12 protein-coding genes are annotated in these 13,907 nt (G+C 43.8%); 11 read left to right on the top strand and 1 reads right to left on the bottom strand.

Annotated elements, in window-relative coordinates:
- Nucleotides 1-12: 12 nt before the first annotated feature.
- From hutU to ABVF09_RS12380, 4 genes are all read left to right on the top strand, one after another.
- The gene (gene hutU / locus ABVF09_RS12395; protein WP_371069320.1) at nucleotides 13-1,671 is read left to right on the top strand and encodes a urocanate hydratase; all 1,659 of its coding nucleotides are present in this window, start codon (nucleotides 13-15) and stop codon (nucleotides 1,669-1,671) included.
- 121 nt (nucleotides 1,672-1,792) lie between these two features.
- Nucleotides 1,793-3,007 carry an imidazolonepropionase gene (gene hutI / locus ABVF09_RS12390; protein WP_371069342.1) on the top strand — a complete coding sequence of 405 codons (1,215 nt, stop codon included), beginning with the start codon at nucleotides 1,793-1,795 and terminating at the stop codon, nucleotides 3,005-3,007.
- Complete coding sequence (gene hutG, locus ABVF09_RS12385; protein ID WP_371069319.1) at nucleotides 3,000-3,959, top strand: formimidoylglutamase; 960 nt, start codon at nucleotides 3,000-3,002, stop codon at nucleotides 3,957-3,959. The genes hutI and hutG overlap by 8 nt, the downstream gene beginning before the upstream one ends.
- On the top strand, nucleotides 3,959-5,278 hold the full coding sequence (locus tag ABVF09_RS12380; RefSeq protein WP_371069318.1) for a Na+/H+ antiporter family protein: 1,320 nt from the start codon (nucleotides 3,959-3,961) through the stop codon (nucleotides 5,276-5,278). Before hutG ends, ABVF09_RS12380 begins: the two co-directional genes overlap by 1 nt.
- Nucleotides 5,279-5,618: 340 nt before the next feature.
- On the opposite strand, the gene hpaB is transcribed toward ABVF09_RS12380, so the two are convergent.
- Nucleotides 5,619-7,076, bottom strand: a complete 1,458-nt coding sequence (gene hpaB, locus ABVF09_RS12375; RefSeq protein ID WP_371069317.1) for a 4-hydroxyphenylacetate 3-monooxygenase, oxygenase component — start codon at nucleotides 7,074-7,076, stop codon at nucleotides 5,619-5,621.
- Nucleotides 7,077-7,433: 357 nt separating this feature from the next.
- Between hpaB and ABVF09_RS12370 the strand changes: the two genes are divergently transcribed.
- The 7 genes from ABVF09_RS12370 (at nucleotide 7,434) to ABVF09_RS12340 (ending at nucleotide 13,248) form a co-directional block, all read left to right on the top strand.
- On the top strand, nucleotides 7,434-8,141 hold the full coding sequence (locus ABVF09_RS12370) for a nucleotidyltransferase domain-containing protein (RefSeq protein ID WP_371069316.1): 708 nt from the start codon (nucleotides 7,434-7,436) through the stop codon (nucleotides 8,139-8,141).
- 262 nt (nucleotides 8,142-8,403) lie between these two features.
- The gene (locus ABVF09_RS12365; protein ID WP_371069315.1) at nucleotides 8,404-8,769 is read left to right on the top strand and encodes a DUF2089 domain-containing protein; all 366 of its coding nucleotides are present in this window, start codon (nucleotides 8,404-8,406) and stop codon (nucleotides 8,767-8,769) included.
- 12 nt (nucleotides 8,770-8,781) lie between these two features.
- Complete coding sequence (locus ABVF09_RS12360; protein WP_371069314.1) at nucleotides 8,782-9,183, top strand: hypothetical protein; 402 nt, start codon at nucleotides 8,782-8,784, stop codon at nucleotides 9,181-9,183.
- Nucleotides 9,184-9,195: 12 nt separating this feature from the next.
- Complete coding sequence (locus ABVF09_RS12355) at nucleotides 9,196-9,477, top strand: hypothetical protein (RefSeq protein WP_371069313.1); 282 nt, start codon at nucleotides 9,196-9,198, stop codon at nucleotides 9,475-9,477.
- A 278-nt stretch (nucleotides 9,478-9,755) separates the two neighbouring features.
- The gene (locus tag ABVF09_RS12350; protein ID WP_371069312.1) at nucleotides 9,756-10,436 is read left to right on the top strand and encodes a polyphosphate polymerase domain-containing protein; all 681 of its coding nucleotides are present in this window, start codon (nucleotides 9,756-9,758) and stop codon (nucleotides 10,434-10,436) included.
- Nucleotides 10,437-10,514: 78 nt separating this feature from the next.
- A complete protein-coding gene (locus tag ABVF09_RS12345) occupies nucleotides 10,515-11,156 on the top strand; it encodes a DUF4956 domain-containing protein (RefSeq protein WP_209369088.1) in 642 nt (213 codons plus the stop codon).
- Nucleotides 11,157-11,172: 16 nt separating this feature from the next.
- Complete coding sequence (locus tag ABVF09_RS12340) at nucleotides 11,173-13,248, top strand: carbohydrate-binding domain-containing protein (RefSeq protein WP_371069311.1); 2,076 nt, start codon at nucleotides 11,173-11,175, stop codon at nucleotides 13,246-13,248.
- The last annotated feature ends 659 nt before the right edge of the window (nucleotides 13,249-13,907 follow it).

Raw genomic sequence — 13,907 nt, 5'->3', positions numbered from 1 at the left:
GGAGAGATGATCATGGCAGAGGTAAAAACAAACATTCGTGCACCAAGGGGAACCACATTAAATACGAAGGGATGGATTCAGGAGGCCGCTTATCGGATGCTGATGAACAATCTCGATCCGGAGGTGGCTGAAAAGCCTGAAGAACTTGTAGTATATGGCGGGATCGGAAAAGCGGCCCGCAACTGGGAAAGCTATCACAAAATTGTCGAAACGTTAAGGACGCTTGAAAATGATGAAACGATGCTTGTCCAATCCGGAAAACCGGTTGCCGTATTCAAATCACATGCCGATGCGCCGCGTGTATTGCTTGCCAACTCAAATATTGTTCCTGCGTGGGCAAACTGGGAAACGTTCCGGGACCTTGAAAAAAAAGGCTTAATGATGTACGGCCAAATGACGGCCGGAAGCTGGATTTATATCGGCTCACAAGGTATTTTACAAGGAACATATGAAACGTTTGCGGAAGCAGCACGCCAGCACTTTAACGGCTCACTTAAAGGGACGTTGACGGTTACTGCCGGCCTCGGTGGCATGGGTGGAGCTCAGCCTCTTTCTGTCACGATGAATGAAGGGGTGGTCATCGCCATTGAATGTGATAAAAAACGTATTCAGCGCCGGATTGATACGAAATATTGTGACTTGATGGTAGAGTCTTTGAATGAAGCGCTCACGTTGGCGAAGGAAGCAATGAATGAAGGCAAACCCCTGTCGATCGGGCTTTTTGGCAATGCCGCTGAAATTTTGCCAGAACTCGTGCGTCGCGGGGAAGTTCCGGATCTTGTGACAGATCAAACCTCTGCACACGATCCATTAAACGGTTATTTGCCGATAGGGATGTCCCTTAGTGAAGGCGAAGAGCTTCGAAAAACCAATCCTGACGAATACTTAAAGCGAGCGAAATCAAGCATTAAAGACCACGTTCAAGCGATGCTTGAGTTGCAAAAGGCGGGTGCGGTTACGTTTGATTACGGGAACAACATTCGGCAAGAAGCGTATAACGAAGGTCTCAAAAGTGCGTTCGATTTTCCTGGGTTCGTCCCGGCATTTATTCGCCCGCAGTTTTGTGAAGGAAAAGGTCCGTTCCGCTGGGTTGCGCTTTCGGGTGATCCAGAAGATATTTATAAAACAGATGAAGTGATATTAAGAGAGTTTGCCGATAACGAACACCTATGCAAGTGGATCAAAATGGCAAGGGAGCAGGTATCTTTCCAGGGACTTCCTTCCAGAATCTGCTGGCTCGGTTATGGAGAAAGAGCAAAGTTTGGCAAAATCATTAATGAAATGGTCGCATCTGGTGAAATTTCAGCACCGATTGTCATAGGTCGCGATCACCTTGACTGTGGTTCGGTTGCATCGCCGAATCGAGAGACAGAAGGGATGAAGGACGGCAGTGACGCAATTGCCGACTGGCCGATCTTAAATGCCATGATCAACAGTGTGAACGGGGCCAGCTGGGTGTCCGTCCACCACGGCGGCGGTGTCGGAATGGGGTATTCAATGCATGCGGGCATGGTTATAGTTGCCGATGGGACAGAAGAAGCGGCGAAACGTTTGGAACGAGTCCTCACCTCAGACCCGGGTATGGGTATTGCCCGCCATGTTGATGCCGGTTACGATCTTGCGATTCAAACCGCGAAAGAAAAAGGTGTTCATTTACCAATGATGGAATAGACATGACGGGAGTGCAGACAGTCCAGAATACTGTCTGCTTCCCATTATCTTTTACAGGGAGTGGAGAAGAGTGACACAAGAAGCAGATATACTGTTATATCAAATTGGTCAACTGTTAACGATGGATGGCAGCGAGGGGCCGGTGAAAGGCCAAAATATGAGCAAACTCGATGTTTTAGAGGACGGCGCAGTCGCTATCAAAGACGGCAAGGTCATTGCTGTTGGAAAAACAGATGACTTAAAACACATCGAGGCAAAAGAAAAAATTGACTGCCAAAGAAAATTAGTGACACCAGGACTCGTCGAGCCGCACACGCATCTCGTATTCGGCGGATCACGTGAGCACGAAATGGCGTTGAAACAACAAGGCGTGCCATACCTTGATATTTTAAAACAGGGCGGAGGCATTCTTTCAACCGTCCAATCCACGCGTGAAACGCCGGAGGAAGAGCTGCTCGAAAAAGCAAGATTTCATCTCAACCGGATGATGAGCTATGGAATTACAACGATGGAAGCGAAAAGCGGATACGGGCTTGATTATGAAACGGAAATGAAACAAATGCGGGTTGCGAAACAACTTCAGGAGGAGCACAAACTTGATGTGGTTTTGACCTTCCTGGGCGCCCATGCGATACCTGAAGATTATAAAGACGACCCTGATACGTTTTTAAATGAAATGATAGCAATGCTTCCCGAAATCAAAGAAAAAAACCTTGCCGAATTTGTTGATATCTTCTGTGAAACGGGTGTTTTCAGTGTGGAGCAGTCCCGTGAGTATTTACAAAAAGCAAAAGAATCCGGGTTCGAGGTTAAAATTCATGCCGATGAAATTGATCCTCTCGGGGGAGCGGAAATGGCTGCGGAAGTCGGGGCGATTTCAGCTGATCATCTTGTCGGCACAAGCGATAAAGGCATCCAAATGCTTGCGGAAAACAACGTGATTGCTACATTGCTTCCCGGAACTTCGTTTTATCTTGGGAAAGAAAAGCACGCAAGAGCGAGAGACATGATAGAAGCAGGTGTGTCGGTTGCACTTTCGACCGATTTCAATCCGGGTAGTTCCGTAACCGAAAACTTACAATTCATTATGAATCTGGCTGCCTTGAATCTGAAAATGACTCCGGAAGAAATTTGGCATGCGGTAACAGTGAATGCGGCTCATGCAATCGGCCGCGGGGATCAAGCAGGAATAATTGCTGTGGGCCGAGCTGCGGACATCGTCATCTGGGATGCGCCAAACTACTTGTATATTCCATATCACTATGGAGTGAATCATGTTAACACTGTATGGAAAAACGGTGAAAAAGTGTTTGAAAGAGGTGGTTGGCATGGCTGACATCCCCTATTTATGCCCTGCGGGAAAAGCGACTTTCAAAGATAGCGAAGTGACAAAGGCGCACGAACTCATCGTGCCATGGAATGGGAAAAAAGTGAAAGGCTTTGGTGTTCTTGGTGCCCCGCTTTCCAAGCCGTCTATCAGTCATTCTGGTGCGGCGAGTGCACCCGGGGCCATCCGTTCCGCTTTTTCTTCCTACACCACATATGCCATTGAGGACAATGTGGATCTGAAGTCTATCCAATTACATGATTTTGGCGACGTGAACATGCACGTGACGGACCTGATTAAATCCCAGCAACGCATTGAAGATGCATTTTATGAAGTATTCCGATCACAGACAGAAATGACTCCGATCATTTTCGGAGGTGACCATTCGATAAGCTCCCCGAGTATCAAAGCTTTTTCCAAAGCAAGGGGAACAGTCGGCGTTATTCAATTCGATGCCCATCATGATTTGCGGAATTTAATAGATGGGGGGCCTTCCAACGGTACGCCTTTCCGAAATCTAATAGAGTCCGGTACGTTAAAAGGAGAAAATCTCGTCCAAATCGGCATCCGCAGCTTTTCAAATAGCCGCGAATACCATGATTACGGGAAGGACCACGGTGTATCCATTTATACGATGAAGGATGTGCGGCGGCGCAGCATCACTGATATTTTACGAGAAAGTGTAAATCGTTTGAAAGAAAAAGTCGATGTAATCTATGTCTCCGTTGATATGGATGTATTGGATCAAGCGTTTGCTCCCGGGTGCCCCGCAATCGGCCCAGGAGGCATGGACAGCGAAACGCTTCTGGAGGCGGTTCATTATCTTGGAGGTGAAAAATCTGTACGTGCCATCGATATTGTTGAAATTGATCCGACGATTGACTTTCGTAACATGACAAGCCGGATTGCAGCACATGTGGTATTACAATTTCTGAATAGAAGTAAAGAGGGGGAAGGTTAATGGAATGGGTTGTTATTATTTCAGTTCTTGTTCTCATCGCATTAAGTTTAATGCGGGTGAATGTCATATTTGCCATTATTGTAGCTGCTGAGACAGCCGGACTGCTGACCGGTCTCTCCTTGACAGAGACAACGAATCTACTGATTTCCGGCATGGGTGGGTTGGCCGATACCGCATTAAGCTATGTTTTGTTGGGAATTTTCGCTGTAATGATCGGTTTTTCCGGGATCGTCGGTTTTTTGGTGAAAAGACTTGTAAAACTAATAAGCGGAAAACGTTCGATTCTTTTACTAGTGATTGCCGGAGCAGCATGTTTATCTCAGAATGTCGTACCAGTTCATATTGCGTTTATTCCAATACTTATTCCACCGTTGTTGCATCTGTTTGACAAGATGAAGGTGGACCGACGCGGTGTGGCAGCGGCGTTGACTTTTGGTCTGAAAGCACCTTATTTGACGATACCAGCTGGTTTTGGGTTGATTTTTCAGGGAATCATCGTAAGTGAAATGTCTGCTAATGGCATGGACGTAGCACTTTCAACTGTTACAAAAGCGATGATCCTTCCGGGTGTTGGTATGGTTGCCGGTTTACTATTTGCCATATTTATTACCTACAGAAGAGACAGGGAACTTAGTGCAATAAGTGATTCCCCGTTAGCAGAAGGGGAGATTGCTGCGTCGGCGGAACACGAACAACTTGTATTTTCAAAACATCATTTCCTTACATTAATAGCCATTGCCGCCGCCCTCGTTGTTCAACTGATTACCGAGTCTCTGGTTTTGGGGGCGCTTACAGGGATTGTTTTCATGTTTGCACTTGTTGTCGTCCCGTTTAGAGACGGGGATCGTTTTGTGAACGAAGGTATTCACATGATGGGTATGATTGCATTTGTCATGCTGATTGCTTCAGGTTATGCAAAGGTTTTGACAGGTACAGGCGCAATCAAAGCACTTGTTACTTCAGCCTCCCAATTTTTGGGTACCAGTCACCTTGTTATTGCAGTGGTGATGTTGCTTGTCGGGCTATTGGTAACAATAGGGATCGGCTCTTCCTTCGGCACCATTCCGATTATTGCAGCGCTGTTCGTGCCGATTTGTTTGGAAGTCGGTTTTTCACCGATGGCTACTGCGGCTTTGATTGGAACGGCTGCAGGATTGGGGGATGCAGGCTCGCCGGCTTCCGATAGTACGTTAGGTCCCACCTCTGGGTTGAATGCGGATGGAAAACACCATCATATATGGGATACATGTGTACCGACATTCATGCATTACAACATCCCTTTGTTTATTTTTGGTGTGCTGGCTGCTGTGGTGCTATAACGAAATCCCACTAGATCAAGTCCTTCCGTCCATTTGCTTGATTTGCATCCGGACTGTTTATTCCGTTCGATGATGGAACTGGACATCACGCCTCCATTCACAAGGGGACAGTTCTATGAAGCCAACAAACATTTTAAACAGGTTTGTTGGCTTTTTTCATACAATAATTCTTTTCATGCTAAAAAAGAAAAGAAGATAAGGTATGTCAGAAACAAACCGATGTAAACCGTGCATAACCTAAAGCGATAAGATAATTACGAAAACGTGTCGCAAAACTCTTTCAAATCAGTGGAAACATGAAAGAGTACGTGACCTTATAAAAAATCTTTAATAAAATTCATTATTTATCATCCGATTCCAATCCTAAAAAACCCCCGACTTCCTTCACATAACCAGCAAGTGGATAGGCTTTGTACAGGCGGCTTGATAATCGGATCGGGTCTCCAAAAAAGTACCTTTCAAATTGAGTTTGTCTCGTTCCGAACGAACTCATGGTCAGGTCCCAGGCCAACCGGAATATTTTCACCCGGTCCTCTGCGTTCTTCGTTGCGGCTTGGAGATACTGATCGATATCAGATCGGATCGAGGAATGAAAGGCGTTTTCCGTAGGTAATCCAACCAGTCCGCTGGCCCCGATTAATTGAACAATTTCAGTGAAGCGAGGATAAATTTTGGGAAAGATGTTATTGGCAACCTGCAGTGGAACATCACTTGGACGCATGGTCCCCCACTTATCCAAAGCTGCATCGTTTTCTGCCTTCTCCAATAGAGCTTTCATTGTTTCAAGACCAACGATGATTTCTGACAGCTTATCTTGGATATGTTGATACTCGCTCACATTGATTGTTTGTACGAGAAGCTCCGCCAGCCCTAGAAAGAATTCGGTTTTGACAATTCGTCTGATCAAGGATTGATGGGCTGTAAAAGTATGAAAAGAATTTTGGAATGAGAATTCAGCGGCTGCAACTCCATTGTCATAATAAAATACCCGATTCCACGGTACGAATACATTGTCGAAAACAAGGATGGTATCCATCTCTTCGAATCGAGAGCTTAAAGGGTGATTGAAAAGGGACTCCCCGCCCACAAATGACTCTCTGCAAATAAACTTTAAACCTTTCGTATCTGACGGAATGGAGAAGGCAAAAGCTTCATTTTCATCCAGTAAAAAATTAGGAGTACTAGTAACTAGCACTTCGTCGGTCAACCCGCCTTGAGTAGCTAAAAGGCGTGCGCCTTTAATAATTATTCCTTCTTCGTTTCGATCAATCACCCGGGCGACGATGGGTTCTTCCTCAGAGGACTCAGAGTAGGTAATGGAACGATTTACTTGAGGGGTGACAAATGTATGGGTGAACGAAAGGTCTTTTTCCATAGCCATTTCATGTAAGGATCGGATATTCTCTGGAAAACAATTGACTTTTCCTTTTAACAGAGGAGATGAGGAAGCGAAGCTCATCACAGCGGAATTGAGATAATCAGGACTTCTTCCCATAAAGCCCTTCGTTTTCCTGGCCCAATGCTCACTTACTTTTCGTCTTTTGATTAAGTCCTCTTTTGTTTTGGGCTGCAAGAAAGAAAGCCCGACAGCATCCCCTGTATTCGGTGAAAAGAAAGTCATTTCATCTTTCAATTCAGGGTCATGCTGCATATCATATAGGGAAGCCTTTGTCTGAAGGATTCCTTTGAATGCGGGGTGCTCAGAGATTTTTCCCTGAACCTTTTTTCCATCTAGCCAAATTTCAGTTTTCAGCGAATTGATGCGGTCAAGAAATTCTGCCCCCTTGATAGCTCCCATAATAACACTCCCATATCCATTTACTTTTATAAGGACCTGTGGTTTTAACTTGCACAAGGGCCCTTTGTTTTTAAGTACAAAGTAAGGACTGGATAACAGGCGACAAACCTTTCAAGGAAACCGTACAATTGTCCGGCGTGTACCAGTCCATATATCAATCAGTTGGGTAAAGCCAGAATCCTTTTCCATTTATGAGCCAAATATACATAGTCGATCTATAATATGCTGAAAAACAGTGGAAAGTTAAAAAGGGAGGACGAAAATCTATAGCGAAAATGATTCAGGACTTTTCAGATAGATAATGCCTTTTAGAACACCAATCATTTAGGTGAATATCCTGGTATGGGAGGTGTTTATATGAGAGAGTCGATCAAGCGGATAGCTCAACAGTTTATCGTTTCACACTTTCCTGAGTCAGATGTAGCTTTGTTAGGTGGAAGTGCTGTTTATGGAAATGTGACAACAGAATCGGATATTGACTTCATTATCATTGATGAAACAGAAACACCAAGACTTGAATGTTTTCATTTTCTAGGGTGGAAAATCGAAGCATTTATTTATACAGCTTTTTCTCTTGAGTTGGAATTTCAAACAGCTAGATATAAAGGGATGCCCACCATCCTTAAAATGTGTGCCGAAGGTGTACTTATAGAAGATAAACATGGGGATGGAAAGAAACTGCAAAGAGAGGCAAAAGAACTTTATGAACAGGGCCCGCAACTTTGGGATGAGGACAGAATAAATGCAGCGAGGTATCAGATCACAGATTTTTTGTCAGACTTCAGAATTTCAGAGGATTTTGAAGAAAGTTTATTTATTTTAAATAAGTTGATCCATACGTTAACCGAACTGGTTTTAAGGGTGGACGGCAATTGGTTTGGGGAAGGGAAGTGGGTTGCTAGAAACCTTAAATCATATGATAAAGATTTGTCTGATAAACTGGTTAAATATACAAAGGAATACGTGAAGACAGATGATAAAACGGAATTGATTTCATTCATTCAATCTACACTTGATAGGTATGGTGGACAATTATTTGCTGGTTATAAAGGATTCTTTTTTTAGATGCCTCTGTACAGGGCTTTGTGTTTGTCATAGGCATCTTTTTTGTGTCTATAAACAGGATGATTAAGTTTCTGCTTTCCGCTTAATCAGCCGAATCTCGTGAGTGCATGGAGTATATTTTAAATTTAAACATCATCGATTGAAAAAATAAAACTAAAAATCAATAAAATTAATTATTTAATTAATAATATAAACAATTTAAGTTTACATTATTAATTTTGTTGTATATAATCAAATCAAACAAAAAAGAAAGGAATCAGATATGGCTCATCCACTACTAACCAATTGTCCTGTTTGTTCACAAAAACTCACGGTTACGAAACTGAATTGCTCACATTGCCAGACGACCATCGAGAACGAATTCGAGTTATTCAAGTTTGCTTCATTAACGAAAGAGCAGCTTCATTTTGTTGAAGTTTTTCTCGTATGCAGAGGCAATATTAAAGAGGTTGAAAAAGAACTTGGAATTTCCTATCCAACCGTTCGGGGCAAGCTGAATGACATTGCATCCGCATTGGGTTATGAACGAAAGAAGAAGAAGGAAGTAGACGAGAAAAAGGTCGTCATGATGCTGGAAAGGGGAGAAATCTCCGCAGATGAAGCAATCAAAATCTTAAAAGATGAATAGGAGGAATGTGAAATGAAAAATGAGATTGAAAAAGTGTTGGCAATGGTCCAGGAAGGCCAGGTTGATGCGGAAAAGGGCGCTGAACTAATTCAAGTTTTAAAAGAAAAGGAACAGAGTGCTTCGGTTGAACCAAGTGATACTTCCCAGAAGACTGCTGGCTTCATGGACAAAACATTAAAGATACGCGTCATCTCTACTGAAAATGACAACGTCAATGTGAACCTTCCGATCAAGCTGGTAAAGGTCGTTTTATCGGCCGGTCACAATATTGCTTCCAAAATTCCTCAGTCTGAACAATATGTGAAAGATATCGATATCGATCTGATTTTAGAAGCGATCGAAAATGAACTGGACGGCCAAATTGTTGATGTGAAATCAGCAAACGGTGATACTGTTTCGGTAGTTATCGAGTAAAGGGTGCAGAGCATGTTGCATGTTAAGGTGAAAACAGATGAAGCAAAATTCGTGATACCTGTCCCTTATGTCCTCTTAAATGTAGGTGTATCCATTTGCACCTCGAAACTGTTGATTCGGTATGCAAACAAATGGTCTAAACCTCATCTGGAAAAGAAAAATATATCTTTTACCATTCCCTCCATAGATAAAGCAGACCTCAAGCGTATTATCAAAGAATTGAAAAAGAACAAAGGTCTAGAGTTGGTTAACGTCAAAGCTGAAGATGGGACAGAAGTAATCGTGAGATTGTAGAAACGAGGTGAATTCCTGTGTTTCAGGATGTCGATATTTATTATGAGTAGGGACGGGGACTAATACCTCGTCCCTTTGTGTGCCAAAAAAGGAATATAGTGAAGTTAAAATAAAAGAAAAATACTTTTATACCGTGTTTTCTCTGTTTACACAATCTCTCTCATGAACTACCCAATGAGCCCTCTCTGCATAAAAAACCAAACAAAAACTTTACTTGACATCTTGCTGACACTTTTCTGCTTTAACATAACAAATGTACCAGGAAGGAGGAAGACAGGATGTCATTGGGAAGACAAGAATTAAAACACGCCATCTCACATGCGGAATATCAAGTGTTGAGAAAAAAACTCGCTCATTTTATGAGAATCGATCCACATGCAGCGTCCGATGGAAAATATATGATCCGCTCTACTTACTTTGATAATTTTGACAACAAAGTGCTACAGGAGAAAAAGGAAGGTTATTTAAACCGGGACAAGTATCGGGTGAGGATATATGGAAAGTGTGATCATGTCATTAATTTAGAAAGAAAAAGCAAGCGGAATAATCTTACCTTTAAATCCAAATGTCAGATCACAAAGCGTGAATTTGAGAAGATCAGAAAATCAGAGATTGCCTGGATGGAAGAGGATGACCGTCCTTTAGTAAGGGACTTGTTTTTTGAAATGTACCATTATCAGTTAAGGCCAAGGACGGTCGTCGATTATATCCGGGAACCTTATGTCTATCCGTTCGGGAATGTACGAGTCACGTTCGATTTGAAAGTACAGACAAGCATGCACAATACGAACATGTTTGCCCGGGACTTGCCGATGGTGGACGTATTAGAGCCGGATATCGTGATTCTGGAAGTGAAATATGATGAATATTTGCCAGATGTGATTAAACATTTGCTTCAGCTGTCAGATACGAGGCAGGAAGCATATTCCAAATACCAATTAAGCAGAATGTATGGATAAAGAAGAGGAGAGAAAAAAGTGCTATATACAACAACCACAACTACAACCAATTTTTCAGATATATTTAAATCCAGTTTTATGGAGAATACCGCGTCATTTTCTATTATTGATTCCTTGCTAGGGCTGGGTGTTGCGTTCTTGATCGGTTTGTTTATTTACGGAGTCTACAAGAAAACCTTTAAAGGGGTGATCTATTCCCATTCCTTCAATATATCGCTCGTGATTATGACGATGGCAACCTCGCTTGTGATTATGGGAATAAGTCAGAACGTGCTCTTGTCACTTGGAATGGTCGGGGCCCTGTCAATCGTTCGTTTCCGTACTCCGATAAAAGACCCGATGGATTTGGTGTTCTTGTTCTGGTCGGTGATTGCAGGAATTCTGAGTGGTGCAGGTTTCGTTTTATTAGCCGCAGTAGGTTCGTTTTTGATCGGCGTAGTGATTGCTTTATTCTCGAACAAAATCAAAGTGGAAAATCCTTATTTGTTAGTGGTGAAATTCGATAAAGATGCAGTTGGAGAGAAAGTGGAACAAGTTATCGGGAACAAGGTGAAGAAATATGTGCTGAAATCAAAATCGATGATGCAGGGCGATGAAGTGGAAGTGACGTATGAAGTACGCGTGAAAGAAAACGATGCGCAAGTGACATCGACCGTTTCGCAAATCGATGGGGTCCGTTCAGCCGTGATGCTGAGCTATGACGGGAATTTCACTGCGTAATCCAGGAGGGAATAACATGAAAAAATCAATCAAGGGAAGGTTTCTCCTTCCCTTTTTTATAGGAACGGCAATCATGATTGCCGGCTGTAGTAAAACAAATGACAATGGAACATTAACCGAGCAGGCCCAATCGGCAGTCAGCTATGATGCAGAGGATGCGTACACCGGATGGGAAGAGCAAGATGCCACGAACATCACTTTCGATGACCAGTCAATTGACGTAGAAGAAGACAACAACGGTGTCATTGTCAATGAGAATACAGTGGAAATCCATACTTCTGGAACCTATGTTTTAGAAGGAAGCGCAACAGACAGTCAGGTGCTTGTCGATGCAGAGGATGAAGGAACCGTTCGACTGATACTGAACGGACTGTCACTTGAGTCGACGACAACAGCTCCTATTTTTGTCAAACAGGCGAAAAAAACCGTTGTTTCAGTCGAAGAAGGGACAAGCAACACCCTCACGGATCCCTCGGAATATGTGTATGAAGAGGACGCAGATGAACCGAAAGCCGCCATCTACAGCAAGGATGATCTGACGGTAAACGGCACGGGCAATCTAATCGTAAATGGCAATTATAATGATGGAATTACAGGCAATGATGACTTGAAAATCATCGGAACAACCATAGACATTACAGCAGAAGACGATGGCATCGTGGGCCGTGATTTGTTTGCATTGAATGAAGCACTGGTAACGATCGACGCAGGCGGTGACGGGGTGAAATCCTCCAATGATGCGGATGAAGATAAAGCAAACATTGTATTGGAAAGCGGCTCCTTAACCATAAATGCTGGCGGTGACGGTGTACAGTCAGAAAACACGGTAACCATATTGGATGGAGAATATGAGATTACGGCTGGAGGGGGCAGCCCGGAAACGATCGAGGCTACAACTGAATTTGGAGGCGGCTTCGGCGGTCAGGGGCAGGGCACAATGCCTGGCGATCAGGACTTCTCCGAAGATAACATGCCGGCGGAACGGCCGGACGGAATGGAGCCGCCGACAGAAGGTGATGGCGATGATTTTGAAGACAGACAGCCTCCTGAACAGATGGAGGAAGAACAAGCACAAACTAATGCAGAAACAGAAGAAGACGATACACCAAGTACCAAAGGAATCAAAGCAGAAAACAGTCTGGAAATCGCCGGTGGCACCATTGCGATCGATGCGAATGATGATGCCTTGCACAGCAATAAAGAATTGACCGTTGCAGCTGGTGAAATGACGTTGGCCACCGGAGATGATGCGGTTCACGCAGATGAGGAAATCATCATCACGAATGGTTCCATCCAAGTCGAAAAAAGTTATGAAGGAATCGAAGCGGAATCAATAACGGTGTCAGATGGAACGATCCATCTTGCTGCAGAAGACGACGGTTTTAACGTGAATGGCGGGACAGATCAGATGGGGATGCAAGGATTTGGGGAAAACGAAACGGAGGATGAAGAGGAAAGCACGGAAGAAGAAGCAGATCAAGGAAAATTGTTGATTGAAGGTGGGTACATCTATGTCGATGCAAATGGCGATGGCCTTGACTCCAATACTTCCGCCGAAATGACAGGTGGTACAGTAGTCGTGTACGGTCCGACGAACGATGGCAACGGAGCCTTGGATTACGATCAATCCTTTGAAATCAAGGGTGGAACTTTGATTGCTGCTGGGAGCAGCGGGATGGCTCAAGGCGTTTCCGACAGCTCGGAACAAGCTTCGTTTATGATGACTTTTCCTGAAATGCTCGAAGCCGGTTCTACGGTTTCCGTACAGGATGGCAATGGAGACATTGTTGTCGCGGTTGCACCCGAAAAGGATTTTCAATCGGTCGTCATCAGTTCACCAGATTTACAGCAGGACCAATCTTATACGCTTTACACAGATAGTGGGCTGTCCGGCGATGAAACAGATGGATTCTTTGAAGATGCCACAATGGAAGGCGGCACAAAAGTGCTGGAGTTTTCGTTAACAAGTACGATGACGTATTTGGATGAAACAGGCGAAACCGAACAAGCGAGCGGCATGTTTGGTGGCGGACGCGGACAAGGCCGGCAAGGGCAAGATGGAAGCGAAATGCCACAGCCCCCATCCCAGTAAATAGCAAGCAGGGCCCAAATAAGAGATCCAAAGAAAAATCGAACGATGATTCGACCCTTAAACAGTCGAACTCGTTCGATTCTTCATTTCTGGTTTTTATTAATTCAAATTAATCCGAATTGGTAGCAAGCACTCCGGCAAGGTACTTCGCTTTCCGCGGGCACGGCTTCAGCTAACTTGGTAAAGAAAGTCGCTTTACCAAGTGGATCTTCAGCTCGCGCTGTTCCCGCTGGAGTCTCCGTACCTTGCCTCCGTTAATTGAAGCGGTTCTGTTTTAGTGAGAGATTCCTTGTTAAAGATAACTGTCTCCGGAAGATAAGCAACATTGAATCAATGTTAATTGCTCTATGCTAGTAATTGTAGTCTTCATAACACTTTGTTGGCGGAAATGAAATCGAAACACCCTGCTGATTTTTATTTATAGAGTGTCCATTAGAATTACCTTTTTATACTGTTCAAATCCTGGTCCATGGTCAATGCAAAGTAGTAAATGCTGGTTTTTTAATTGCATCCACCATCCTGTATGCAGAACACTGTAAAACAGCGAAGGCAAGATGCGGAGACTCCTACGGGAACAGCACGAGCTGAAAATCCCACAAGAAAGCGATCTATGCTTTCTGAGGAAGTTGAAGCCGTGCCCGTGGAAAGCGTAGTGTCTT

Source organism: Sediminibacillus sp. JSM 1682029 (assembly GCF_041366435.1).
Taxonomy (GTDB): Bacteria; Bacillota; Bacilli; order Bacillales; family Amphibacillaceae; genus Sediminibacillus; species Sediminibacillus terrae.
This window is presented reverse-complemented; position numbering and strand designations above follow the sequence as displayed.

Coding starts and splice junctions, on each gene's coding strand:
- hutU (WP_371069320.1), top strand. CDS start 13: ATGGCAGAGGTAAAAACAAACATTCGTGCACCAAGGGGAACCACATTA.
- hutI (WP_371069342.1), top strand. CDS start 1,793: ATGGATGGCAGCGAGGGGCCGGTGAAAGGCCAAAATATGAGCAAACTC.
- hutG (WP_371069319.1), top strand. CDS start 3,000: ATGGCTGACATCCCCTATTTATGCCCTGCGGGAAAAGCGACTTTCAAA.
- ABVF09_RS12380 (WP_371069318.1), top strand. CDS start 3,959: ATGGAATGGGTTGTTATTATTTCAGTTCTTGTTCTCATCGCATTAAGT.
- hpaB (WP_371069317.1), bottom strand. CDS start 7,076: ATGGGAGCTATCAAGGGGGCAGAATTTCTTGACCGCATCAATTCGCTG.
- ABVF09_RS12370 (WP_371069316.1), top strand. CDS start 7,434: ATGAGAGAGTCGATCAAGCGGATAGCTCAACAGTTTATCGTTTCACAC.
- ABVF09_RS12365 (WP_371069315.1), top strand. CDS start 8,404: ATGGCTCATCCACTACTAACCAATTGTCCTGTTTGTTCACAAAAACTC.
- ABVF09_RS12360 (WP_371069314.1), top strand. CDS start 8,782: ATGAAAAATGAGATTGAAAAAGTGTTGGCAATGGTCCAGGAAGGCCAG.
- ABVF09_RS12355 (WP_371069313.1), top strand. CDS start 9,196: ATGTTGCATGTTAAGGTGAAAACAGATGAAGCAAAATTCGTGATACCT.
- ABVF09_RS12350 (WP_371069312.1), top strand. CDS start 9,756: ATGTCATTGGGAAGACAAGAATTAAAACACGCCATCTCACATGCGGAA.
- ABVF09_RS12345 (WP_209369088.1), top strand. CDS start 10,515: ATGGAGAATACCGCGTCATTTTCTATTATTGATTCCTTGCTAGGGCTG.
- ABVF09_RS12340 (WP_371069311.1), top strand. CDS start 11,173: ATGAAAAAATCAATCAAGGGAAGGTTTCTCCTTCCCTTTTTTATAGGA.